Origin of the sequence: Rheinheimera texasensis DSM 17496 (assembly GCF_000711985.1) — a bacterium.
Classification (GTDB): domain Bacteria; phylum Pseudomonadota; class Gammaproteobacteria; order Enterobacterales; family Alteromonadaceae; genus Pararheinheimera; species Pararheinheimera texasensis.
Genome location: NZ_JONU01000016.1, coordinates 1 through 24,520, shown reverse-complemented (window position 1 = coordinate 24,520; position 24,520 = coordinate 1). Strand labels below are relative to the sequence as shown.

Sequence of the window (24,520 nt, the reverse complement as noted above, 5' to 3'; positions counted from 1 at the left end):
CTATACCAATCTCAATCTGTTGTAACGCTTATCAAAGGCTGCCGCACCACCTTCCATAATATCGCAGACATGATCTCTAATATCCTGTTCACCTAAGCCACCAGCTTTCAATACTTGGACTTGGCCAGCATGAAAATGAAGAACATTTACAAACTCCGCATCACCATTAACAACAATGTTTGGATTATGTGTCACCATGATAATCTGTCTACGTTTTTTGTTTTCATGAATTTGCGACACAATCAGTTGATAAATTAACGCATTATCTAAGTCATCTTCAGGTTGATCGACTATTATCGGGTTATTACCATGGCTTAGTAAAAAAGCTAAAATAGCAGCAGCTTTTTGCCCAGCAGAGCCTTTTTCTATATTTTCAAACTTAGCTCTTACAATATCTTTTGCATACTCAACAACGAGTTTGTCCTCAGGCCACCAAGTCATTAAGCGGTCAAAAATTTCAGGTTGTTGTGATAACTTTTGTACAAGTAAAGTCTTCAACCGATTATCAATTCTATATTGCGGAACATCCACTCCTGAGGCTAAGGTTAGGATCGCAGATTTTAACTTGTGAACTTCACTTGCAATATCCTTAAGATCTAAATCTTTAGAGAGCAATTCATACAGCAGACTGCTTGTTTGATCATCTTGATATATAGACGTTGCAAAACTATTCTCTACTCCAATTTGCTCCCTGAACTTTTTCTCAATCGCAGTTTTGTTTGCAAATGGCAAAATTTTCATTTTTACATAACGATTTCCGCCGATAACGTTTTGAATAAATTTTTGGCGAGATCTTTGTAATCGTCTTCTCAGAATAAATAGCTTGTTAAGTGATTTATTACGCTGAGATATTTTTACTGTTAGGTTAGCTTCAGCAGTATTTAACTCATCCAATTTACTATTAATATTATTTCTTTGATTAAGCCAATTCTCGTATTGTTCTGGGTTAAGCTCTTCCCCTTTTTCAGCATACTCTTGAACAACTTGCTCATATTTTTGTGTACTTTCCATACCTTTGATATGCCAACCCGATTGTCTAATTGAGTTTGCTCGCTCCTCCTTGGCTTTAGTTATCAAACCTTTTATCTTTTCAAGTTCAGTCTGGACGGAGACCAAATCACCCTTGAATTTTGTTTGTATTTCCTCTAATTCGGTGACGTAATCAGGTTTTTCTACACCTTCTTCTACAAGAGTAAGCTCAGCAAATTCCTCAGACAACATGCTGTCTATTGACTCAATTAAACCAGCAACGTCTGCTGCTTTTTCAACCTTTTGCATTTCGAGATTAAAGGTTTGATAAGCATGGAATATATCTTTATGGCCGCCTTTTTCGAAACTTTCAATATCGCTATTTAAATCGTCTTTCTGGGATTCAAGAGTGCCTTTATTATTTAGTTGTACTTGCAGCTGTCGAATTTCCCTGCAAAGACCTAAAAATTTGTTCAACTCGTTATCAAAGTTGTACTTCCAGGCAGAATGATTGACTTCACTTGAACGGTCAATAATTTCTAAGAGGCTATTAGTGTTGCCTGCCAATGCATTAATTTGTTTTTGGCTATACAAGCTAATGTGAAAACGTTCTTCTGGGCGTCCATTATCGGGAGCCCAAGTAGCCCCTTGTAGTTTATTGATATAGGGAGCAGTGTTGTGTCTCCATACAGTTTGATATGTCTCGTTTCTCCTTTGCAACTCAACAAAAATTTCTGTATCAGATTTGGTCACTCCCTTTTTGAAAGAGCATATTTCATCATGAATCAGTGGAAGATCAGAGACTTCATTTTCACGGCCTAACGCCAATCGTACCGACTCTATAAATGTAGATTTACCTGATCCCCGACCACCAATGACAGCATTAAATAAAGGGTGTAAGTGAAAGGTTGTTGGATTACCGGGTATTCGCCCACAATGCTGCATTTGATTTATTTTTAAATTTTTTAAAAATAAGTCAGGAGTGCTATTAGGATCTTCAACGCCATTATCAACACAAAAATTGTGATCATGTAAGGCAAGCTTAAGACCACTAATTGAGGGCTGACTCATTTTAATCCACGAGTAACGTTTACCTAAACGACTACATTCATGTGCATCTGATCCTTGAAGCTTAGCTAAATGCGAACAAGCGTTGGCAAGTTCTTGATTGACGGTAGTCAGAAAATCTATGTCAATAAACTCAGCCGCTGAAATTTTACTCACCCAACGTTCGATTTCTTTATTGGTTTTACTAATGCCATGTAGTAAACCTTTAGTGCGATCAATGTGCGCAGGAATTGCGATGCCATTGGCTGCATCTACAATATCAATTAAGTTATCAATGGATTCGGTTGCACAAGTGTTTTCCGCATCACCATGGCCTTCAGTAATTCCGCATTGCCCTAACACGGCGGTAATTTTTGCTGAGTCGCAACTAGGGTCGAAAACCGCAAGTATGTGAATACGACCTTGTCCTGTACTGACAGTTATCTCACATGCGGGAAACAACAAAACTGGTCTGTACCAATCGGCTGATTGATCTAGTCCTGCGTAAGTATCTTTTAATCGATCTATCCAAGCACCAGATACATGATCAGCGATAGCAACGCAGTCAACTTTTTCTGCCATTAATGCTTTTAACCAATCAGTTTCTGTCTCTTCAGGCTTCTTATAATCTGATGAAGCTGGAGTATGAGTATGAAAATCAAACTTATACCAGCGACTCCCTAAATATTCATTGCTCATAATTTTATCGTCCCTGAAATTAATTTTGGTAACAGCATATCTCGCTGTTGTTTAAGGTTTCTATTCTTAAGGCTAAGTACTCTTATTTGCTCAATAGCTGGTGCCACTACACTGTTAAAACTTTTTAGTGTATTGGTGTCTGGTACGCATACGGTAAAGTCTTGTAAAACATCCCAACTCGCTCTCGGCATTTTGCTGCCTTGTGCAGTTTGCACCGCTTGAGCAACGAACTCATTCGAAAATGTAACCATGGCGATCAATGAATGGTGTTCAGGTTTCTTTGGAGAAAGGACAAATGTGTCAGAGGAACATAAGCCATCAACTTGAGCAACACCAACCTTGTGAAAATTCGGTCTAATTTTGCCAAACAATATGTCACCACGACTAAATACCAGCTTATCGCTGCCAATTTCAGACACTTCTTCCCAATCAGACAATGCAATTGATTTTCTAGGAAAGTGCTCTAAACCCATATAAGGTGTTTGTTCTGGCACACGTCCTTTTTTTACTGATTTTCTTTTGAACTCAACTAGCTCACCTAATGGTTTCAACTTCCAACCCACTGGTATCTGGCCTAATGGCGAGTCGATGAGTTTTTGTTTGCTTTCTGAATCAACGTTATCTTTGTGGTTTGGGTAGCGGAAGTTAACAAACCATTCGCGATAAAGTGATTGCGCCATCTCTTCTAAAATAGCGATACGACGGTTGTTATTTTCGATTAGGTTGTCATATTTACTGATATAACTGACCACACGCAATTGTTCATCAATTGGCGGCAAGCTAATGTGCATTTCTTTCAAATTAGCAATCGTGTAAGCGGATTGAGATGAGCCGATCTCTGACTTTCGGAGTTGACCTTGGCCTTCTGGTGATTGAAGCCAGTATTGCAGGTAGTGACTATTTAGGCCTTTAAAGTTTTTAAACCAAGTCAAGTTTCCATCTTTAAAGTAAAACTTATCACTTTCCTTAACAATATAAGTTGATCCAAGTGTGCCAACAGATGTGAGTAACATATCTCCTGTTTGAGGTACGCCAAATTTTGTTTTAAGCTCAACGTACTTTCCTTCACTGATGAATAATTCAGTCGTTACATCAAGTTTGCCATTATATTTTTCTGTAACTTCTTTTCCTCTAAAAAAAGGAATACCAAACTCTTGGTATTCATTCGCAAAAATACGTTTACTAGAGGTTATTTCGCAGAGATTGCCAACCTTAATTAACTCAGCCATTAAAGTGCTCCTAAGATGTTGGCTACATTCTCAGAAATAGAAGCTTCTAATTCGTGCGCTTCAGAATTCAATAACTCAAGTTCCTCTTGTAACAAAGTTAACTTAGCTGCAAAATCTTCATCACTTGCTTGCTCACTTTCCGAAACGCCTACATAGCGACCAGGATTTAAGCTGTAGCCTTGTTCAATGATTTCGGCCTTAGAAGCGACTTTACACAAGCCAGCGATATTTCGATATGTCAGTTCGCCTTTGTCATTTTTGAAGTAGTTTTCCAGTGTAAACTTGCCATCGTTTCCGACATCTGGATGGGTTTCAAGATAAGTGTTATCAATATCCTGGCCACGGTATAAACGGACAATATTGGCGATAAAGTTCAGTTGTTCGCTGCTGTAATCACGTACTGCTCGGGTGACTTGGCGGAAAATGTGACGTGCATCGATAAACAGTACTTTATCTTTGTTGTGTGCAGGTTTGTTTTTATCAAAAAACCACAGGGCACATGGCAAAGTTACTGTGTAAAAGAAGTTACTGGAGACTGCCACCATCACATCGACAGCATCATCTTCAATCAGCTTTTGCCGGATCTCTTGCTCTGAGCCACGGGCATCACTGGCAGAGTTGGCCATCACAAAACCCGCTCGGCCTTTTTGGTTTAATGCTGAATAGAACATTTGGATCCAAAGGTAGTTGCCGTTGTCGTTGCGGGGCATACCATAAGGGAAACGGTGTTTATCACCTTCTAAGCGGTCTTTTTGGATTTCGTTTACGTTAAACGGCGGGTTAGCCATAACGAAGTCAAACTGGCCGTGTTGCTTACCGTTAATGACATCACCTTTGGCAAGTTCAAACGGATCTTCATAATAGGAGTTTCCTTCACGGATATCACCTTGTAAGCCATGCACAGCAAGGTTTAACTTTGATAAACGAACGGTATCACCGGTCTTTTCTTGGCCAAAGATAGAAAGCTCATCCGAGGCATTTTTATTATGCTTTGCCACAAAGTCAGCTGAACTGATAAACATACCGCCGCTACCACAAGCGGGGTCGAATACCTTGCCATGATAGGGCTCGATAATTTCCGTGATTAACTTGACCAATGCTGAGGGTGTGAAGAACTCACCACCGCCTTGGCCTTCAGTTTTGGCAAATTCATTGAGGAAATATTCGTAAATACGACCAAAGATATCTGAACCCAAACTAAAGTCGATCTCGTTAAAGTTCTTCAACAAGCTTTTTAAAATGTCGTTTTCAAAACGCGTGTAGGTTTTAGGCAGTGCGTCTTTGATTGCTTCGTTTTCGGCTTCAAGTGCCTTCATCGCTTCATTGACTTTAACACCAATGTTTGCGCCTTCTGGCAATGCCAGCAGGGTGGTATACAGTGCCTCATCCGGCACATACATTGCGCCTTCGGCCTGAACTTGAGATCGAATGTCACCACTGCCACGACGACGTGAACTGGCTTGCTGTTCAATTTTACTTTTCGCCTGCGTGAAGCGATATTCTGCGTACTTGAGGAATATCAAACCCAGTATTGGGCGAGAGTATTCTTGTGCAGTTAAACCGGTGTTCGCGCGTAATGAATCTGCTGCTGACCATAAGCGCTTTTCTAATTCTTCAATCTTTTTAAAATCTGCCATGTTTGAATTCCTTCTTTTCCATGTTGTAAAGCGCTTAGGTGTTTAGAGCGCAATAATACAACTAAATTATTGATACTTGGTGAGTAATTGCGTCAGCCGTTGCTGTGATTGATCAAAGTCAGCTTGGTAGCTTTTTAGTATTTTTAATTCTTTCGCTAGATTCAATTCTTCGACTTCAATCTCTTTGTCGATATAGCGCGAAATACTCAACTCGTTATTGTTCTGTCTAATTTCAGGGATGAATACCGCTTTGTAGCGTTCATCATCAACCCGTTGGCCTGCTGCCAGCTCTGCGATTAGTTTCGCGTCTTGCTGGGTAATCGTGACTCTATGTTTCTCGTCACGCCCCATATCACTGGCATCGACAAAAACAACGGGTGAGCCCGCAGGTTTGTTTTTATTCAGCACCAAGATGACGGGTGGAATACTTGTACCGTCGAGAATAGATGCAGGAAGCCCGATAACCGCTTCAAGCAGTTCATTTTCCAACAAGTACTCTCGGACATTGGCATCATAACCGCCTCGGAACAAAATCCCTTGCGGCAACAGAATGTATGCTTTACCGGTCTCATTTAAATGACTGAGAGCTTGTTGTACCCATAGGCTGTCCCCCGCGTTTGCCGATACTGCTTTGCCAACGGGAACACGAATAAAAGGGGCCTCAATCAGCATCCGGCGTTCGTCAGCACTGAACCTTTGCGACATTGGCGGCTCCATGACAACCACATCGAACTGCAGCTTTTGGTCAAAGGCAGGCTCTAACAGTGAATTGGTATTGACCAAGCTAAAATGTCTATTTTCCAGCGTTAAAAGTCGGTATGCGGACAAATAGGTACTTTGATTCACTTCTTCGAGGTACAAAGCTTTAGGATTTAAGCTGGACGCAACTCTCGCTAAACCACAAGCACCGTCGTAGACAGTTTTCTCGCTACAATCACCAATCAGAGCAGAGAAGATATTCTCCATGTTCTGGTTCGCTGAAGACACGTCGAATCGACCAAGTGCTTGTGCGTTTAAATCTCTTAAGGCACTAGCAAGGGCATCAAAGTCAGTCACCTGAGCGATGAAAGAAACAATCTGGTTAATCATCCTTGCATCTATTCGGTACTGATTTGGTGCTGCGCAAACCTCTGCCGGGTGAGTTGCTGTCAGTGCCTGACCTGCTTCTACCAGCATGTTTAGTTGTTTAGCATGGCCGCTATTTACAATGGCTTGAAAGGACTCAGGATTCTCTTTTGCAATGAAGGCAATATAAACAATCAATTCCAGAGTATGCGACGCTTCCATTGCGCCACGGCTGATATCCATTAATGTCGATAACTGTTTTGTAAGAGTATCCATTATGCAGCTCCTTTCATAAGTTGATCGATGCAAGCCACAGCAACTTTCTTCTGTTGCTCAGCCAAGTTGATTGTGGCGCTATATGCTTGATTGCTTGCATGAAATAGCTCTGCAATTTCATGCTGTTTACTTAACGAAGGGAGCTCAATCTCCAACTTTCGGATGTTTGATAAGTTGATGTTCTTAATTGCTGCGCCTGTGCTCGCGGCCTCTAATACGCTCTGACCCACTGGCGAGTTAAAGTAGGCGACAAGCACCTCACCAAGTAATTCATTTTTGTTTGGTCTTAAGACAATAAAATTGGCAGAAGCAATTACATTCAGCTTTGCAATCTGTTCCGTAACATAGCCTGCTCTGATGGAGTTACCTTTCGCAAGTAACACCACATCACCTTCTTGCAGGAGAAAGCGCTGAATACCTTTACCTTCTGCGATCTCGATTTGGCTAAGTTGTTGCTCAACGATTTCACCGTTTTGATTAACGGAGCTACCTGTCAGTAAAAGCATCGTGCCTTCAGAACTGCTTTCACTCTTTTCGAACAGAGCATTTGTAGCACCAGTAGTTAGTTCATTGCATAACATCTCGATAGTTTTCATTTGCATCTCCTTTCGTTTTTTGCATACGAATTGTTTCGTTGAACTAATAGTAGATCAACCGTCCAAAAGAATGCAAGTAGTTTTTTGAAATTATTTTATTCGTACTTAAAAAACGAATTTAAAAGCGTGAGGAAGGTTGAGTGAATATCGGTTCAATCGGGTGGGGAGTTCTAATAGAAGTTCTCGGCAACCCAGTGGGCTAAATCTGAGATTTAGCACGTCGGTATTCCTCTTCGTGAGCCTCAGAGTTGTAATTTTGGGCTTTGAGTACTCACCAATAAAAAATATTTTTTTAATCTTATTTAAGCTACCTAAATGCAAACGAATTTAGGAGTGGAATCTTGGTTAAATTCAATAAAAACAATTACTTGACAACATTTTTTTGATGGCTAAATTGCCTGTGAAGACCAAAAGGAGGTTGCTATGAAATTTGAATTCTATTCTGATCGAACAGTGTCAAGCGTGCTCGAGAGAGCGCGTGAGACAAGAGCACAGTTGTGGGTGTTTTTCCCAGAGTCAAAAACTGGTGAGTACTTTCCAATAATAATTCCTCGTGAACAGACTGCGGGCGAAGAGTTTTGGGAAGCTCCTTTGATGGATTTATTGGATATGAGGATATCCCAGGAAAAACGAATTGCAGATCTCGAAAGAATCGAAAATAAGTTCACCGAACTTTGTCAAATCGCAGGAGGTGAGGCCAAATTGCTTGGCCTGCTGATGGCAACAAAGTTGCTGACAACTGATGACACTAACTCCAATCAATCAGATTCAGGTTCATGCCTGCGCTCAGCCTTTTTAAAAGGAAAAGGACTATGAATTTTGCAATTTTCCGAATTGAAAAACGAAAAACTTGGGACGAGATTGTTGCGATGAGCAATCACAATTACCGACGCCAAAGAGTGCCGAATGCCGATCCCTAGCAAACGGCATCTGAATAGGTGCCTAGTTGGCACCTCGGATATCAAGGCTGATTTACTTCGACATTTTGAGCAAATAGGAATTGATACGGGGCAAGATTTGCGCAAAAACGGAGTACTGGCCGTTGAAGCGGTATTAGCATTTTCACCGCAATGGGTAAGGACACCAGATGGTAAGTACACACCTGACGCAAAAGAGAAAATTCGTGATTGGATAGCCATATCAGTAAAATGGCTTCGAGCACAATTTCGTGATAATTTTGTTAACGCAGTGCTTCACTGCGATGAGCAGAATTTCCACATCCACGCCTGTATCTCAGTCAGCTATTTTAATGATCGTTGGCAGAAATATAGACTTAGTTCTGATCGATTCTTTGGAAACAAAAAAAAGCTCTCCAATTTGCAAACGTCATACGCTAAAGCTTTGGAATGTACTGGTCTTCAGCGGGGGGTACAAGGTTCGAAAGCTTCACATAAAGATCTGAAAGAGTTTTACCGGGAACTGAATCTGGCAAAAATCGCTAGTCAAAATTTGGGGCTTGAGTCCCCCGAAAATTCTCCAGTCAAATTGGAAAAATGGAAAAATTCGATTAGTGATCTATCAGACGAAGCGTTTGAGTATCACGAACAGCGTTTGCAAGAAATGTCGAATGAAGCCGCTTACTGGCGTCAAAAGTACGAGCAGCTGCAGATGTCTTTAGATGGCGACGATGTACTGTACCAGAACAGGCCGCGAAACCAACACTAGATATAGTGTTGGCGAACGTGGTTTTTGCGTAGCAAAAACCGTAGTGAGTTACGGCTTTTCATAGCCTATTTGTGACGATTCAAAGTAAAAAACAAATGTACGTCTATAATGTTTAAAAAATTGCATCTGTCCATTCAATTACATGAAAAATATCAAGGAGAGAACTATGGGTTTAGGAAGGAATCAGCTGGTTATTTCTCGTGACACAGATAAATCATTTAAAATGCTATCGGCACTTCCAATCAATCTCGATGAAGTGATTCAGCAAAACAAAGCGACGGTTGTTTATGCCGATACCGTAAATGTTCGTAGCCGTGTAGCAACTAAAGGTCACCCTCTTATAATTGTGTGTCGAGTGCTCAGTTTTGAAAGCAATAGTGCCATCGACACATCAGGGGGGAAGGGGAGTGGTTTTGAACCAGGCATCAGACAAGAAGCTGCCCATATGCCCGGAGCCTGGGGGATAGATGGTCGGCCAGGTGGTTCTGGGCAATCCGCTGGTGATGTCACTATTTTAGCCGCAAGGGTGATTGGGGTTCCCGTTATAATTGCACGTGGTGGAAAGGGCGGGAGACCTGAAGATGGTGGACACGGTATTAAAGGTGCAACGGGGACTGCGGGGCAATTTGTTGAAAGGTCGAGAGACGATCGCACAGGCATCGATGGTAGTCAAGGTTACCAAGGGGGCGCTGCTGGTTTGCCTGGAGTTCGAGCGATGGGGGGCAAAGGTGGCAACGTAACTTTGAAGTTAATGTGCGAACCAGTTACTTGGCTGCCAGACGTCGCGGCAGGTGAACCATCGGATTTTGCCAACCCAGGGCTACCTGGAGAGGGAGGCGACGGCGGTCCTCCAGGCCAACTTAAAGTCCTGGAACCCTGGTGTGAACCTTACTTTGTTAATCCATTGGCTGAGTTGGAGCAATACTATGAATTGGCGGATCAGCTAGCTGCTGGGGAAATACTTAGCCACGAAGATGCTGCAATAGCGAGCTTGATTCAAACAGAACGGGCGCTTCATGCACTGAATCCAAGATATGTGCATGTAAATTTTGATTTACAAGAATGGTTCGCTCCAAAGGACAATGATACCAACAAGACACCCAGACCACGACAGTGTGCACCAAGTACAAGAGTCCGAGAAGTTATCCCAGGACGGGTTGGAATAGTTGGCCCAATCGGAGATGCTCGTGCGGCAGAGGTATCTGTTCGTCAATCTTCGCCGGGTGAACAGATTAGTGGCATACAATGCCAAGAGGTGATCACTAACGAACAGTTTAGTTTGAACGCAGATGAAGTATGGCTTGAACTTATGATGCTGCTTATCGAAAACGACTACCGGCGAGCTGGCAACGCACAAGCCACAGATCTGGTTGAGAGGGTGACCTTCCTCTTGAACATAGCAAATGCTGGCGAGCGACCTTCATCCTTCAGGCAGGAAGTTTATGCCCGAGCCTTTGCTATGAATCGTAAAATTAACTTGGGTTTAGATTTTTACGGATATACCCAAGAGCAGGTTCCATTACTTTCTTTTTATGCATATGGCGAGCTGCTCCGGGAACACATCCTGCCCCAAGCAAAGATCATTGAGGACACATTCAATCGTTATTGGGATGAAGGTCAAGTACCAGAACAGCAGCGCAGCGCTTTACGCTCTTCAATGAATGAGGCTGTCGCGCGCAAGAACCATGTTCTCGCATATTACGAAGACAGCAAAACACGAGCGCACCGACATTTAAAGGAATTGACAGTTTTAGATAGCCGCGTTGATACCACGATGCACACGCTTCTTGCGGCGCGGGACAAGTTGGACGCTGTCATCCAATCGAAGAACAAGGAGTGCGACCTCGTTGGTTCCTTGATGGCTGTTGGTACGATTGTCGCTGGGGTGGCCACCGGCGGGGCGGCTCTTATTGGCGCCGCTGGTGCTGGTGCTAAGCTGTGGAATGACATGTCAGCTACCGACGGTACACTGAAATCATTGTGGAACAGTAAGAGTGTGCTGGAGGAAGACCTTAAAACTATTGGCAAGGAAGCCAAAACTGTTAACGAATCAATTAAATCAATCCAGGGGGCTGTGAGTAAGCTTAACCCTGAGCAAATGTCATTACCACAATTTAGGATGGAGCGTGAACAGTTTGATCGGGTTGCTGAGGAATACGCTGAAATGCCAGAAGCTTCAGAATATAAGGAAGCTGGATATGACTACTTGGCTGCCGTGGAAGCTAGAAATCAGGCTATCGTCGACTACAATGGGATGCTAGTGCAGTTGATAGATATACGTGCCCAGTTGGAGGCTGCTGATCGAATTGTGGATGGTATTCAGAGCGGCTTAAATGCCAAGTCCGACCCCGCTGAGCCTTACTTAATATGCATGATGAGCCGCTTGTATCGCGACACGCTATCTCTGGCAGCTCAACTGGTCCATGCTGAAAGAAAAGCCCTGAACTATTATATGGTTGAGATAAAAGATGCTCCAATTTCGGCGATCAACGTAGCAGATCTTATGGGGGCTGTATTGCAAAACAAGTCAAAATGGGCATCGTGGAAGGAGCAATCACAGCATAAGCGGCCATTAAAACCGGGATTGTTTAAAATTGATCTACAAAAACTGGTCGCGAAGGACACTTGGGTAATGTTCAAGAAAACCGGCATACTTACTTTCACGATCAGGCACAACCATGAATTTTACGGAACGATTTTTGATAACTCCCCTGGACTTAGAATTACGGGGTGCCAGCTGTCTTTAATTGGAGCTAAGGCTGCGCCTGGTCAGCAATATCTCCCAGTTGAACTCACTCATATGGGAAGCGAGAGAATCTATCGTGCCGATGGTACTTCCAAGACTTTTACGCATAAATCTATGCTATTCCGCGGATTCCCTAGCGTCACCGGTCAAGGTGATCTGCTAGAGTCGGACTTTAGCGAAGGAGGCCTTTTTGCTGGAATAAGTCCATTCGCTGCTTGGACGCTCGTGGTAAAGAACAATCCGAACTTGCAAGTAAACTTAAAAGACCTCGAATCCGCTTGGTTGGAACTCAACGGCTGGATGATTGACGGCTGAGTTCTGAGTTGCAAGAGTCAATTAACCCGGTCCACAATTTTGTGGCCGGTTTATCTCAATTTGTAGAATTTGCTAAGCGGAAAAAAACGGGCCTCCTCAAGAAATGCTTGGTTACTCAAGAATCGTTCAGCGCGCTTAATACAGCATTTATTTTGTGACTGAACTGTGGCTGCCACGACCAATAGCAACCACGTTACATTTGCCGCTGCTTACTAAACTTAGCAAGGCAGCGCAAAGTGACTACATTCGCGATTTATGTATAATTTTTTGGGGGGAGAAATTCGAGAAAATCGACGAGCTAAGTACTGGATTTTAGTTTGGCCTAAATGTAATGAGAGGTAATCAGCCGGGTATGATGACGGTAGATTCGGGTGACATTTTCATGCTGTATCTGCTGATGTAATATCAACATACAGAGCAATCAGATCTGCAAGCTTTTGGTGAGCCTCTTTCCGCTCTTCGAAATACTCCCAACGGTCATAAATTTTCTGCTTTCCGCCGCGGTTGTGGTTTAGGCATTTTTCTGCGACGTGTGGGTAGATTTTCAAATATGACATCAAAGTACGCCCAGTTCGTCGTAGGTCATGCACAACAAAATGCTCGATGCCTGCGGGTGTTAATACATCGCCTGTTGTGCTGCCTGTCTTGCGTGTTGATATTCCAAACAAATTGGCGAGCGCAGTATTTAAAGTATCGTCAGAAATATATGGCCTGCTACTTTTTCGACGGGAAGGGAAGACGTAGTCAGAGCCTGAGGCTCTTATTTTAAGTTCTTTCAGCCACTCGATTGCTTGATGTGGTAAAGGAATTGCAATTGCTACTTTAGTTTTTGCACGCTCTGCGGGTAAGTGCCATACCCCAGCATCCAGATCGAACTCTCTCCAGGGTGCGGAGGTTAGCTCTGTTTTTCGAACAAGTAAGACTAATAGTAAAGCGACAGCTAAGTAATTTTCTCTGGTGAAATTAATTCGGTATTTCCTTGCGACACTGAAGAAAGCCGCGATTTCTTCTTTTGACAAAGCTCTTTCACGTGATTTTTCCGCCCCACCAGCATCACTAATCTTGAATGATAGAGCAGGGTTTACAGAAATGAGCCCCAGCTTATTTGCAGAATGAAATAGCTGTTTTAGATGCGTGAGTGTGTCGTTCGCTGTACATGGCCTACCGCTGTCTTTAACTGTGTTCAGTACATTGTTGATATCTAACCCTGTTACACGGGCAATAGACATTTTTCCAATTAGGGGACTGATCTCTTTGCGATAAATTCGTTCGGGTATGTGGTGATTAGTAATACTCTTTTTGACCTCTTTGAGCCATAACTCTGCGACGTCATCTACAGTCTGTGATATGGCTGCGCGCGTGCGCCTTTTTTCCGATAGTGGATCTATCCCTTCTCGAAATTGTGCCCTTGACTTAATCAATGCCTCGCGAGCATCAATTAACGGCATCCCCTCTGGTCTGCGACCGTATCGGCCCAGCGTCATGCGATGTGGCTTTCCTGCAAGGGTGTATTGAAACACCCAAAAACCCGTACCAGGTTTGGTTACACGGAGGTATAAGTTACGTTCGACTTTATGCAGACTTGGATTACCAGCGGTGACAAGTGATTTGATTTGAGCGTCTGTAGTTGGTAAGGATTTACTCATTCAGGTAGTACTCAAAAGTATGACATCTCGTGAATGAGTATAGGGGGTATGACACACGTGTCAAACTTTGTGTCATACCTTAGATTTAAGCCAACTTAATTTAACTAGGTATAGTTAGTTGTAGAAATGCGTCTAAGTGTTTGTAATTTATTGGTATTTATTCTAGATAAATCTAGATTAACGCTATTCAATATTCTGGATCTGTTTATTGATTCTAAACTGTAAATCATTGATATGTATAGATATGAGTCAAAAAAGGTTCTCAACTGGTAACCATACTGGTAACCATTTTTGTGATGCTGAATGAATCAGTTTGATTGGCTTTTAGTGGGGCGGTTTAGACAAGAGTGAAGGTCTCTACTACTCCAGCTATCATAGCTGCACAGGTGGTCAAAAGCTAGTCTTCAGCAGTTGCAAATGTCCTAACTCTTCCTCTGCGCATCTGCTTTGTATTCAGTGACCTCCTACAAGCATCTGAGCTACTATTTCACCTAAAGCAACAGAATAGAACGGATTTAGTGGCATGCGAATGGTCATCGCCAGTGAGCAGATGCTTCAAGTGAACTAATCAGGATGGTTGAGTAAATTTTATGCACTGCGACATTTTCTAAGGCGTTATTCCGTTATCAGACCTTAAAATCAATCCCGGAAAGGTGGTTGGCCGAGCACAGGACTCACACCGTCCTACTTTGGTTACTAGTCATGGTCGTGGTATCGCAGTTGTGCAAGGTCTTGACGATTTTGAGCGAACTGCAGAGGAGTTAAGCCTTCTAAAGGCGGTAGTGCAGGGGCTGATTGATGTTTGTGAAGGACACACATTATCCTTGGACGAAGCAAAGATATCGTTAGGTATAAATTAGATAAAATTACAGAGTGCAGAGTCTGTTCTTGCGAGCCTTACAGGCTATTAAGGTGTATGATAAAAATCAAAGTGAGCATTTGAATTTGTGGCTGTTTTTTCCCTCTTTTTGTATATTCAGTAATTTAATAATCGGCAGAGCTCACCTCATTGAATTGCTTTTAGAGTGATATCTCACATCATCTCGACAAAATGCTCTTAGGAAAACGAACAACGTATTGGCAAGCCAATACGTTGTATTCATGGTAACTATTCGTCTTCGTCCTTTCCGCGATATTCATCGTTGTTCGGATTCAGCTGGTTAGCATGGTTATCCAAGCTATCCCAATAGGCATCGTTGTTAGGGTTCATGCTATCGCTACGGTCGTCGTTTGATGTTCTTGACATTGATTACTCCTTGTTAAGTTCATTTATAAAGCAGGAGAAAAATAACAAAATGGATGAACCAAATCTGGGACAAATGAATGAAATCCATCCTGCTGCTTTAGACCTTGGATTTCGTTTTTATAAACTGCCTAGAAAGCTCCTAACTGCAATTGGAATAAACTCCACACTATCTGAGTTCATACTGCTACTTGCCAAAAAAATTGAAAATGTAGATCGTGCGAGCGACCGAAGGTTGGTTAATTCAGATGATCAGATCATCCGAAAAATACGTTTAGGTTCAGCTGAACTTGGGGATGTTAGTGATCTATTCACTGAAATGTGCGCCTTTCGAACATGGCAATTTCCTAACTTTCAGGATTTTTCTCAAGGAAACGATCTTATATGTGCGTCCGCTACAATGCTAGATTTTGTAAATGGCTTGAGTAGTCCTTTAACTGGTATTGCTCAAGATCCCAGATTTTTGCAAGTTTTAGATTTTTATAAAAGCATTTTGGCCAAAGAGGTCGAATCAGTTGCTAGAGTAAAAACAATTAAAAACGGAGAAACACAGGCTTCTGAAATTGCCAAAATTTTTAAGGATGCATTGGATGTTTCTTATGAAAGATTCAGCACTCAAACGCAATTAGAATTCGCAATTCAAATTGCAGTACTGACGCAATTTGCTTCGTTAAGTGAGTTGCTTTTCGGCAGTGCTCTCGATAATAGAAATGTCCAAACGTCGGTATTCCACAATTACCTGCCAACCATAGATAATACATGTTCTCTAACCTTACCAGCAAAGCAACTTATAAGTTCTCTGAAGACTAGTTTAATAAAGAAATACCAAACTAAGAAAAGTGAGGAAGAGTTTTTCAGGTATTTATCCTATTTTGAGGAGCAAAGATGTTTGCCCAAAAGCAGTTCAGAGGCCAAATTAACACTTCTTGATCATGCCAAGTTAAAAAAACGAGTACAGCGTTGGCAAAATGGTACTTTAAATATCAACATCAGTGATTTTTGGAAAATGTTTGCTTGGGCCTTCATACCACAAACACAAGTGAATCAAATGACTTCTCCTCCTTTAGAAGTTGCACTACAAGTTCTGGTCGTAAACATGTACACGAAAACGGTCAAGACTGCTCTATCTTCAGGTATCGACCCGCATTTTATAGTCAATGAATTTGCCAACTATCAGAATCACTATGAAAAGATCATAGAAGAGTTTGAAAAATGGATAATCATGACTCCGATGATTAATGAGGAATCTTAATCGGTTGTTCGTCAATTCGCCTGCTTAAGCGGTTTACCTACAAGATTATTTCCCTACAAGATATGAACATCGCTGGTATGATATTTGAAACATCGTTCGGCACAGGGAAAATAGATAATGAATATTAAAAAGCCATTTATGGATGGTGCTCAACGATGTCAAACATTTTATCAGGAATACTTCGAGCGCCAAACAGACCCATTTCCTCAAGCGCTTGAGTCTACACTTCATGTATTTTTAAACGGTGTACCTGCGACTACGAGCATTCACGATCGTATTGTTGGTCTTACGCAAACAGATATTTGGAATAGATCAGAATCGTTGCCAGATACACCAGTTGTTCGCTTTGCACTCAGCCAAATTTTTCGCACTGATATATCACTTTGCATTCAGTTCAAAATAGTATTGCAAAATCAGTCACCGATTTTACTTCGTGCCGCCATACGCAATTCACAGCTCTTTAGAGTCAGCGATAGTGAGTTGTATTTGTTTTTTAAAACCACTTTTACAGATAACGAATGGACAGAGTTTTTCAAATATTGTGATGGACTAGTTGCAAAAGAAATTCATGAGCTAAAACAGCTTAAGGCCGCAGAAACGCGTTTGAAGTATTTGTCACCATTTGCCTTCACTTTTTACGTAAGTATGGTTTGTTGGGAGCTTTACTTTGAAAGTGTCTTGGAAGGTGAGAGTAGAGATTTTAGTGGGCTAATCGATCTGATTCTAGCTAACAAATACTCGCAAAGTAAATTGGCAGAGTTAACCTTAAATGAGCAATCTATCCATCAAGATTTTAGTTATCACTTTGTTCCATTATTAATTCCATCGCGAAGTATTCAGCAGAGAATACAACAGTCGCATAAAACTTTTTCTTCGGTGATTCAACTTGTTGCATCTGCACAGAGTCTTTTAAACCACCAAGCTAAAATCGATTCCTTTTGTGTCGCCACTGTTGTTCCTGTCGACTTTTCAAATAGTCAGGATACTGTTTCATGTAATTTTTCCGATGTTATTTGGGAAAGGACCGGACAAAAATCAAGAATTTTGTGGAATTATTGGTTTCATCGTGGCCTTGATTCACTGATTACCTCAAGCACTAACTCGATATTAGCTGTTAAAGAAGATCAACAAGATGCTGTATGGACTGCCTTAACGAAAACTTGTCGCTCTATGCTCCAAATTGAGACTTTATTCGGTATATCTCCGGAAAGAGAATTAACATCGACAGACGAATTAAATGCTGAACAGTGCTCACGATTGATCGAGCTATGCTCGGGTTTTTTCACGGATCAATTTGTAAAACCATTACTACATTCAATTCAGAATGGCAGTACTGTTCATGCCGCATTAGCAAAGGTGATGGTTGATGGAGTTTTAACTAACGAGAACAGGTGTCCAATCACATGGGCAGGAACAACTGAAAAAATGATTCGAATGTCAGATTGGTTTAAAACGCCAGAATATCCCAACGGCAATCCATTAACTGCAAAGTCGGCTTTAGAGTTTTGGAGTTGTAACGCAAAGGATTTCTCCGCTCAAAATACAAATCAAGCAACAACCAAACCTCGTCTGCATGAGAAACCGATTATACGTTTTGGTGATTATCTGGTGCAGCTACCATTTTTTTGCAGTGAGACAGATAACTTCGCTGCGCTTGTAAATAACTTACGTCGTTACAATCGTTTTAGACCTGAACTAAAAAGTGAAACGTCTGCTGCGGAAAACAATCTAGCGGAATTACTAAGGGGAAAAGGATTTTCGGTTCTTGTTGGCTATGAGCCAGAACCTTCTTCAGATGGATGTGTTGGGGAAGTAGACTTGATCTGCGCAAGAGATGGACTTGTTCTCATTATTGAAATGAAAACTACCTATGTCCGAGGTAAGCGCTCGGAAATATGGCTTCATCGCAATAACACACTTCGAAAAGCGAGTTGGCAGCTGAAGCGAAAACAACAGGTGCTGCTAAAGCTACTTCAAACAAATGTTGAACTGCAAAAGCAGCTCGATCTATCAAGTACACCAACAACCATCCGCTCATGGATAGTCGATACGTCGGTCGAATTCGATGGAGAGTACATTGATGATTTTTTGGTGGTTTCTCGTGAGGTAATTGAAGTTGTGCTTAGGGACGAATTGCATCTACTAAATCCAATCGATATCGATATCGATGCGAATGCTGATGCAACATCGTTTTTTAAGGAAGGTTTCACAGCAAATAGATTTGTTGAAGTCATTGAAAAGCAATTACTGTGGAGTGATCTAGCCCAAAGGTATAAAGATATTAAGAGTTGGAGTTCTAACCAACTAGTCTAAGTTCTAAATAGGTTGATGTGGAGCTGAGTGATCTCTAATCTTTCTATACGAAAGAATAAGTTGCGTAAGTTCAATTTTTCCGATTGTTGCAACAACGGCTATAAAACGGCAGTATATGCTTGTGTATTACTCAAATTGACTTGAAGCGTTACCTAAGTAGATTGGATCGTGTTTAGTACTTAACGAAATTTAGACAGTGATGACTATTAGTCAAAAGCCAGAATAAAACTTGCGAGATCTAGAAATGGACTATCCGGCGTTACTTGAGGCAGGGATGCACAACATGACTGTATCAGAACTCAGAAGTGTTTTTGTTGACCCCTTTGAAAATTTTGAGCGTAGAGAAAAGTTATTAAGTCGTTTTGAAGCGTTTATTAGTCGGCTAAAAGAAGTAGCAATTGATATGGAGGTCTGGATAGACGGGTCATTTGCAACAAGAAAAGAACATCCTGGTGATATTGATCTTGTTGTTGTTTGCAAAGAAGGTGAGGTCAATCAACTGTCTATAGAAAAGCAGCTGATTCTTAAGGAGCTATTCGAAGATCAAATTGCGACTAAGCTGAGATATGAATGTGATGCTTATTTCGTGATTGATGACTTGCATGATAAAAGTTACTGGCGTGGATTATTTGGATTTGATCGAAATGAAAATCCTAAAGGCATAGCACGGATTAGGGTTGGGGCTTAGTTATGAGTATTTTAAATTTGGAGACTAAGATCGCTGCTGCCGAAAAACTTTTAAATGAAAAAAGCCAATTATTATCACACGAAGCAAATTTCGCTCTTGAATTAAGTATAAATTCTCTCAGATCTCACATTAATGATTTATCTTTTCAATTGAAAACCGCGAAAGAACAAAGAAAGAAAGAAGTCGTTGAATTACGTTTGATTGGTCATGAAGTTGATAATGGTACAGTTCCACTCGAATTATTGGCAAATATTTCCAAGTATTTCTCGGGTTTAATTACAGCAGCCTCTGCTAAATTAAAACTTGGTCAGGATTTTTCTGGTGTTATTCCTTCTGAGATAACCTATCCACTTAATTTAAGATTTGCTGATATTGGTCAAGGCTCGTCTCGTTTATTTATTACCGGTGACACTTCTCCTGATCTTTTTGGCGAAAGCCTTTTGGAGAGCAGTCTTAACGGGTTGTTTGAATTATTGAATTCAGATTTAAACAAAAGTTTAAGCGATCAAGTTCATTTTCTTGGAATAAGAAGTACCCATAATTTAGCCGAGTTCTTAAAAGTTTTAAGGAAAAAAAATATTGAGTTGGAATTGAGCTGGACAGCTCCAAATCAAACAAAACATTTTTGGAAAGGACGTCGGGATAAAATTCAAATTCTTGAAAATTTACTAGATGGATTTAATTCTACTGAACCCATTAACACAATCGTAGCTGGTGTTGTTGAGCTTATTAGCTGTTCTGGAAAATTAGATATTAAGCAAGATAATGGTGAAATTATAAAAGTATCATATTCAAAAAAGCTTTTTTCAGATGTAAGAAAACTTCGTCTTGGAGACAGAGTGAAATTGGACTGTATAGAGGTGATAGTTTTTAATACCTCAACTGAAGAACGAAAAAATAAATATAGTCTGGGTAGAATATTATCGGAATAAAAAGTGTTTTTAGTTTTTTAAAATAGAGTGACCAATTATTGGGAATGCTAATATAAATTATTTTCAAAATTGAAAATTGATTTTACTTATGAAAAATAACTAGGGTTTGCTTTCGAAAATAATATCGATAAAGAACATAAGTTGAATTCAATTTTTAATAAAAGTATGAATAAATTCATAAATAACGTAAGTGAATAAGTATCACTTGGTTACTATCTTAGTCTTCATACCAGTCATTTTTTTGGGAGCTTCATCTTTGTCGGATAAACTTAAATATAATCTTACAGTATTTGGAGAAGAGTATACTGTGCCTACAGAATTCGATGCATAATAAACTTGTTCAGAAGTATGACCAACTTTTCTACGCAATGCTTGATTTCTCCACTGATTCTCGTTCATTGTCATGCTCCAGCTTGTGTACATGTGGTTTCATTTTTGGCTTGCTGAATCAAAGAAAATTCCTTTAAAACGTTCTGAATATATCCATTATAGACCATATGCCAAATTGCAATTGCCTCTGAGAGAGATTTTAGTATTTGATAAAGTTCGTTATCTTTAGACTTTATAAATAGTTCAAGATTTTCTTCGTTTAAACTATCTAAAGCAATAAATCCAAAATACATCCAAGACTCTTTATACTGTGTCGCAATCGGAACAACGAAAGTAGCGTTATAGTTTTCACTCCAATTGTTAGAGCTATTTTTGTACTTAGCAGAAAGTTTTTTAAGATCATTTGATACAAACATCGGATTGTTTTTGTCTACAATGTAAAAAAAATCTGTGTTATCACCAATTTTATGTTCTTTACTATCGATAGTGTAATTTTCATCATCATTACCAAGCTTTTGCCAAGTCTCAGAGTCTCTAACAACTGTTTTGACTAACCAGTCAGCGCTGTTTTGATTGTTTTGAGAAATTATAGCTTTAACTGTTAGTCGAAGACTCCCAACGTTTATTTTTTTAGCAATGAAATAAATTTTGGCGAGTTTGAATGAGTTGTTAACCGCCTTTGTTGCAAATTTTTTGAATATGGCGGCGCCATCTTTTTCTTTTAACTCTATATAAGAATTTAGAGCTTCGATTGAAGTGAATTCGTTCATTTTTGATAACACTTCTTGTTCTAGCTTTTGAAGTCGATCAATAGCTGAACGCAAATGGTAAAAGTTCTGCAAATTTAAATTTTGATGCTCTAACAACTTAGAGTTTGCTTCCCTTTCGTCAGCTAATACATAATGTTTTCTCGCAAAAACTACAAGTACCATAAGAGTCATAAAAAATGTTAACACTATAACCGTAGTTGCTAACCAGCCTACAACGCCAGAAATTCCGCTCCAAGTGATAAATGTCTGTAGAGCCCAACCCACAAGAGCAATAATACTACAAAGACCAGCAAATAGATTAAAACTATAACTAGAAACAACTTTTCTTAATGAATCATTTATATACTTATTGCTCAATTTGTAAATCCTTTATACAACACAAGCTCCGGTCAAGTAAGTTAGTTAAGCTCCGAAAGCTAAATGAGTTTTGCAAAAATGCCTATTTCTGCAAGATAATGATTTTTATGACAATGCGGGTAGGTTTCGGTCATTTTTTAGCTTGCTAATCGTACTACAGGGCTTAAAAATTGTCATTTTTATTTTTGGCCTCCAACTTTAATTACTCTAAATCATTGAGTGCTTGTATCGATTAATCATCTTACAAGATGAGCTGGCGTCAGTTAAAATACACTGATGTTGTTAACAAAGAAAAATTCTTTGAAGTGATAATCTAATACCGGCAGCTGATTCTGGAACAAATTTCGATCTATGCACCTGACATTATCATCTCTTGTGGTTCTAACGACAACTGGGTTGCATTCACTCAGATTCTCTTTGCGACTGAAAATGACCAGTACAAATTTACCCAAAATGGTGTTCAGTATTTTATTGTCAGTTTAAACAACTCTGGTCGTAAAACAGCGATCATCAACTTTGGTCATCCTAGTATGCGTTTGAACAGTACTTTATGGGGACCATTGTTATTTGGATTACGACAGGCGGTAGATGAAATTCAACTCGACCTTAACTGAGTTTAGCAAAATATTTCTCAAAACTTTGTCGCCAAATATATAGCGTATCGATAAGAATTATTTATCGATTCCGTGTTCACTACGACCACAAATTTAGTTTAGGGTCGACAATAACATCGTCGATGTCAGACTCAGAATTTTAGCTTCTGCGTCGAAAGCTAGCCTGCTGTTTATTCTGAAGCAGAGTGAACGAAGAAAAATCTGCTAATGGTATAAGTTTGAATTCTTACAAGAAGAGTCCTTGCCATTCCTCTTGTATCCGTTTGAATGCAGCCGACAGTCAAAGTTTTTGGCCTGTACTTCTACTTTGATAGACGATGTTCATTAGCTAGTAAGAAATTAAATTTACAAAAAATTAAACATCAAGTTAGTCTTATTTATTCACTTCAGAAGTGCAGTTCACTATCCTTGAGTTGTTAAACGCATTATAAGCCGTGCTGTTTGCGACAAGTACTTTGGAAAGTAAAACGAAAAATTGTTGATAAGGTTTATCTAATTTTACTCAACGTCATTCATGAGTTGTATCGTCTTAATTGCAAGTTGAGCTCTTCGGACATATGACCGAAAACCGAGATTAGCTTCGTAGAACTCAATTTAATTAGAATAATCTAATGTGAATGTGGTTTGCATATGTGTATTTTTATTCAAGCTAAGATGTATTGAAATCCAAGGTAATTGCTCAATTTTTTTGTGAAGTTTGCAAGTAATGAACAACAAAATTGATTGAGAAGATTATTACGTGTGTTGTTGCGATGAGAGGAAATAGATCAATTTTCCTATTAGTGTCATTTTTACACTGCGGAAAAAAGCCTAAAGCTGAAGCAACTTTTTACTCTTCAACGACATGTCGCACGAATTCACAAAGCGTGAACGAGTTAGAATTTTACCTCGAGGTGATCAATCTGACAATCAACAGGTCAGACCAGGTTGCTTAAAAAAAGAAAACACTTCCATGAAAAATTTACGTCCAAAAAATCAAATCGAAAGAAAATCTTTACAATTTGCGTTTATCACAAGTTTAAACTTTATATAAATTGCGAAATCAGCGTTTTTCAGCCGAAAAACAACCCAAAAAACGTTTAAAGATACAGATAAACTTTTTGTTTGTTATTTTGCTAAGCATTTTAGGCGTGATGTGATCTGCCATTGATTGATCACATCACTTAAGTTTCATCATGAATTTTCAGTTCGTGTTACCGTTAGTATCAGTGGACGAGTCTGAAAGACGATACATGTAGGCTAGAATTTCCGAGAGCATCCATCGATTTTTAGTACTACCTGACAAGGGCTTCGGTACTTTATTCTCTCTAGCATATCGGTTCCAAGTTGCTCTTGATATCTTCGTAATTTTGCAACGTTCTGCCTCATCGATTGCTCTTTCCTCGCAGTTAGCAGTTTTTAACGCCGATAAGCGTTCTTGTGAAGTTGCATGTCGGTATGCAATTTCTTCTGTTTTATGCAAGCTGAACAGTTTGAAGTTTGAGTTGGTTTTTTTCATTTTAAGTACCTTACTACTAAATTTTGGATAAAAGTTTGCCGCCAGATATGTGGTGGATATCTGGATATTGAGGCTGTAGGTTGCTTGGTTTGGGTTTAGTGACTAGTGGCAAATAAGCTGAATTCAGTCCGTCTGAGCGCATTGAATTCGTACTCAGCGCAGAACCAATCGATCAACTTTTTAAGATTCTTCAGGTATCGGTTGATCGTACTGGTTGTCTTGAGTCTATGAATCTCAATTGAGTTTGTAACAAAATTGTATGTGGCAATTTTAGTGTGATTGCCTTGATCGTACTTATAGATCCGCATCTCAAGAAGTGTAATTTGCTCTTTAGATGCCATTGTAAAATCAAATTCGAATTGTCCAATTGGTTCGGATGGCCCATTCACTTGGAATGTACCGCAGTAGATGTTTTCGGTTTTTTTAGTTGTTTGCCACCTCGCAATCGTTGAAAAGAAAGAGCGGAACTTTTTGTTCCTGCTTATGGTTGGGTTGGTAATCTTAAGATTATCCATAAAAATTCCTTATGGTTTATTTAGGTAAAAGCATGTGCTTGGCGCAGAACAAAAATGAATTTGTTTTGCACTCAGTCGCATCGTTGGATTTACAGTTTTGCTTTCAGTAGCGCTGCTA

18 protein-coding genes are annotated in these 24,520 nt (G+C 40.1%); 8 read left to right on the top strand and 10 right to left on the bottom strand.

All coding sequences use genetic code 11. The features are described from left to right. From Q399_RS0110160 to Q399_RS0110140, 5 genes are all read right to left on the bottom strand, one after another. On the bottom strand, window positions 1–2,715 hold the full coding sequence (locus Q399_RS0110160; RefSeq protein ID WP_031568247.1) for a TrlF family AAA-like ATPase: 2,715 nt from the start codon (window positions 2,713–2,715) through the stop codon (window positions 1–3). Beyond that, on the bottom strand, window positions 2,712–3,944 hold the full coding sequence (locus Q399_RS0110155; RefSeq protein WP_031568246.1) for a restriction endonuclease subunit S: 1,233 nt from the start codon (window positions 3,942–3,944) through the stop codon (window positions 2,712–2,714). Before Q399_RS0110155 ends, Q399_RS0110160 begins: the two co-directional genes overlap by 4 nt. Then, window positions 3,944–5,581, bottom strand: a complete 1,638-nt coding sequence (locus tag Q399_RS0110150) for a type I restriction-modification system subunit M (protein ID WP_031568245.1) — start codon at window positions 5,579–5,581, stop codon at window positions 3,944–3,946. Before Q399_RS0110150 ends, Q399_RS0110155 begins: the two co-directional genes overlap by 1 nt. A gap of 66 nt (window positions 5,582–5,647) precedes the next feature. After that, window positions 5,648–6,922, bottom strand: a complete 1,275-nt coding sequence (locus Q399_RS0110145; protein ID WP_031568244.1) for an N-6 DNA methylase — start codon at window positions 6,920–6,922, stop codon at window positions 5,648–5,650. Then, window positions 6,922–7,518, bottom strand: a complete 597-nt coding sequence (locus Q399_RS0110140; protein ID WP_031568243.1) for a restriction endonuclease subunit S — start codon at window positions 7,516–7,518, stop codon at window positions 6,922–6,924. Before Q399_RS0110140 ends, Q399_RS0110145 begins: the two co-directional genes overlap by 1 nt. A gap of 423 nt (window positions 7,519–7,941) precedes the next feature. Here Q399_RS0110140 and Q399_RS0110135 point away from each other — a divergent pair, with 423 nt between their 5' ends. The 3 genes from Q399_RS0110135 (at window position 7,942) to Q399_RS0110125 (ending at window position 12,244) form a co-directional block, all read left to right on the top strand. Next, window positions 7,942–8,334, top strand: a complete 393-nt coding sequence (locus Q399_RS0110135) for a hypothetical protein (protein ID WP_031568242.1) — start codon at window positions 7,942–7,944, stop codon at window positions 8,332–8,334. 90 nt (window positions 8,335–8,424) lie between these two features. Further along, on the top strand, window positions 8,425–9,183 hold the full coding sequence (locus Q399_RS0110130) for a plasmid recombination protein (RefSeq protein WP_031568241.1): 759 nt from the start codon (window positions 8,425–8,427) through the stop codon (window positions 9,181–9,183). 166 nt (window positions 9,184–9,349) lie between these two features. Next, window positions 9,350–12,244 carry a hypothetical protein gene (locus Q399_RS0110125; protein WP_031568240.1) on the top strand — a complete coding sequence of 965 codons (2,895 nt, stop codon included), beginning with the start codon at window positions 9,350–9,352 and terminating at the stop codon, window positions 12,242–12,244. Between the two features lie 380 nt (window positions 12,245–12,624). Here Q399_RS0110125 and Q399_RS0110120 read toward each other — a convergent pair whose 3' ends face one another. Continuing rightward, complete coding sequence (locus tag Q399_RS0110120; RefSeq protein WP_037046052.1) at window positions 12,625–13,890, bottom strand: tyrosine-type recombinase/integrase; 1,266 nt, start codon at window positions 13,888–13,890, stop codon at window positions 12,625–12,627. Between the two features lie 617 nt (window positions 13,891–14,507). Here Q399_RS0110120 and Q399_RS21900 point away from each other — a divergent pair. The 5 genes from Q399_RS21900 (at window position 14,508) to Q399_RS0110095 (ending at window position 20,318) form a co-directional block, all read left to right on the top strand. Further along, window positions 14,508–14,750 (top strand): type II toxin-antitoxin system Phd/YefM family antitoxin, encoded by a 243-nt coding sequence (locus Q399_RS21900; RefSeq protein ID WP_084164252.1) that lies wholly within the window; start codon window positions 14,508–14,510, stop codon window positions 14,748–14,750. Between the two features lie 435 nt (window positions 14,751–15,185). Beyond that, window positions 15,186–16,385, top strand: a complete 1,200-nt coding sequence (locus tag Q399_RS0110110; protein ID WP_031568238.1) for a hypothetical protein — start codon at window positions 15,186–15,188, stop codon at window positions 16,383–16,385. 117 nt (window positions 16,386–16,502) lie between these two features. Beyond that, entirely contained in the window at window positions 16,503–18,698 is a 2,196-nt protein-coding gene (locus Q399_RS0110105) for a PDDEXK family nuclease (RefSeq protein ID WP_031568236.1), read from the top strand. Window positions 18,699–18,942: 244 nt separating this feature from the next. Continuing rightward, window positions 18,943–19,386 carry a DUF6932 family protein gene (locus tag Q399_RS21525; protein WP_051685898.1) on the top strand — a complete coding sequence of 148 codons (444 nt, stop codon included), beginning with the start codon at window positions 18,943–18,945 and terminating at the stop codon, window positions 19,384–19,386. 2 nt (window positions 19,387–19,388) lie between these two features. Beyond that, window positions 19,389–20,318: a hypothetical protein gene (locus Q399_RS0110095; protein WP_031568234.1), complete on the top strand. Its 930-nt coding sequence runs from the start codon at window positions 19,389–19,391 to the stop codon at window positions 20,316–20,318. Window positions 20,319–20,519: 201 nt separating this feature from the next. On the opposite strand, the gene Q399_RS22110 is transcribed toward Q399_RS0110095, so the two are convergent. The 4 genes from Q399_RS22110 to Q399_RS0110085 form a co-directional block, all read right to left on the bottom strand. Beyond that, complete coding sequence (locus Q399_RS22110) at window positions 20,520–20,717, bottom strand: hypothetical protein (protein WP_157836272.1); 198 nt, start codon at window positions 20,715–20,717, stop codon at window positions 20,520–20,522. A gap of 2 nt (window positions 20,718–20,719) precedes the next feature. Beyond that, window positions 20,720–21,775: a hypothetical protein gene (locus Q399_RS0110090; protein ID WP_031568233.1), complete on the bottom strand. Its 1,056-nt coding sequence runs from the start codon at window positions 21,773–21,775 to the stop codon at window positions 20,720–20,722. Window positions 21,776–23,572: 1,797 nt separating this feature from the next. Continuing rightward, entirely contained in the window at window positions 23,573–23,887 is a 315-nt protein-coding gene (locus tag Q399_RS22105; protein WP_157836271.1) for a helix-turn-helix transcriptional regulator, read from the bottom strand. 95 nt (window positions 23,888–23,982) lie between these two features. Next, a complete protein-coding gene (locus Q399_RS0110085) occupies window positions 23,983–24,402 on the bottom strand; it encodes a hypothetical protein (protein ID WP_031568232.1) in 420 nt (139 codons plus the stop codon). Window positions 24,403–24,520 lie beyond the last annotated feature (118 nt).

What these genes read in the sequence shown, in the direction of transcription:
- Q399_RS0110140 (WP_031568243.1), bottom strand. Translation starts at nt 7,518, where the DNA reads ATGAAAACTATCGAGATGTTATGCAATGAACTAACTACTGGTGCTACA.
- Q399_RS0110130 (WP_031568241.1), top strand. Translation starts at nt 8,425, where the DNA reads ATGCCGATCCCTAGCAAACGGCATCTGAATAGGTGCCTAGTTGGCACC.
- Q399_RS0110135 (WP_031568242.1), top strand. Translation starts at nt 7,942, where the DNA reads ATGAAATTTGAATTCTATTCTGATCGAACAGTGTCAAGCGTGCTCGAG.
- Q399_RS0110160 (WP_031568247.1), bottom strand. Translation starts at nt 2,715, where the DNA reads ATGAGCAATGAATATTTAGGGAGTCGCTGGTATAAGTTTGATTTTCAT.
- Q399_RS0110110 (WP_031568238.1), top strand. Translation starts at nt 15,186, where the DNA reads ATGGATGAACCAAATCTGGGACAAATGAATGAAATCCATCCTGCTGCT.
- Q399_RS0110125 (WP_031568240.1), top strand. Translation starts at nt 9,350, where the DNA reads ATGGGTTTAGGAAGGAATCAGCTGGTTATTTCTCGTGACACAGATAAA.
- Q399_RS0110155 (WP_031568246.1), bottom strand. Translation starts at nt 3,944, where the DNA reads ATGGCTGAGTTAATTAAGGTTGGCAATCTCTGCGAAATAACCTCTAGT.
- Q399_RS0110085 (WP_031568232.1), bottom strand. Translation starts at nt 24,402, where the DNA reads ATGGATAATCTTAAGATTACCAACCCAACCATAAGCAGGAACAAAAAG.
- Q399_RS0110120 (WP_037046052.1), bottom strand. Translation starts at nt 13,890, where the DNA reads ATGAGTAAATCCTTACCAACTACAGACGCTCAAATCAAATCACTTGTC.
- Q399_RS0110150 (WP_031568245.1), bottom strand. Translation starts at nt 5,581, where the DNA reads ATGGCAGATTTTAAAAAGATTGAAGAATTAGAAAAGCGCTTATGGTCA.
- Q399_RS0110095 (WP_031568234.1), top strand. Translation starts at nt 19,389, where the DNA reads ATGAGTATTTTAAATTTGGAGACTAAGATCGCTGCTGCCGAAAAACTT.
- Q399_RS21525 (WP_051685898.1), top strand. Translation starts at nt 18,943, where the DNA reads ATGGACTATCCGGCGTTACTTGAGGCAGGGATGCACAACATGACTGTA.
- Q399_RS0110105 (WP_031568236.1), top strand. Translation starts at nt 16,503, where the DNA reads ATGAATATTAAAAAGCCATTTATGGATGGTGCTCAACGATGTCAAACA.
- Q399_RS22105 (WP_157836271.1), bottom strand. Translation starts at nt 23,887, where the DNA reads ATGAAAAAAACCAACTCAAACTTCAAACTGTTCAGCTTGCATAAAACA.
- Q399_RS22110 (WP_157836272.1), bottom strand. Translation starts at nt 20,717, where the DNA reads ATGAACGAGAATCAGTGGAGAAATCAAGCATTGCGTAGAAAAGTTGGT.
- Q399_RS0110145 (WP_031568244.1), bottom strand. Translation starts at nt 6,922, where the DNA reads ATGGATACTCTTACAAAACAGTTATCGACATTAATGGATATCAGCCGT.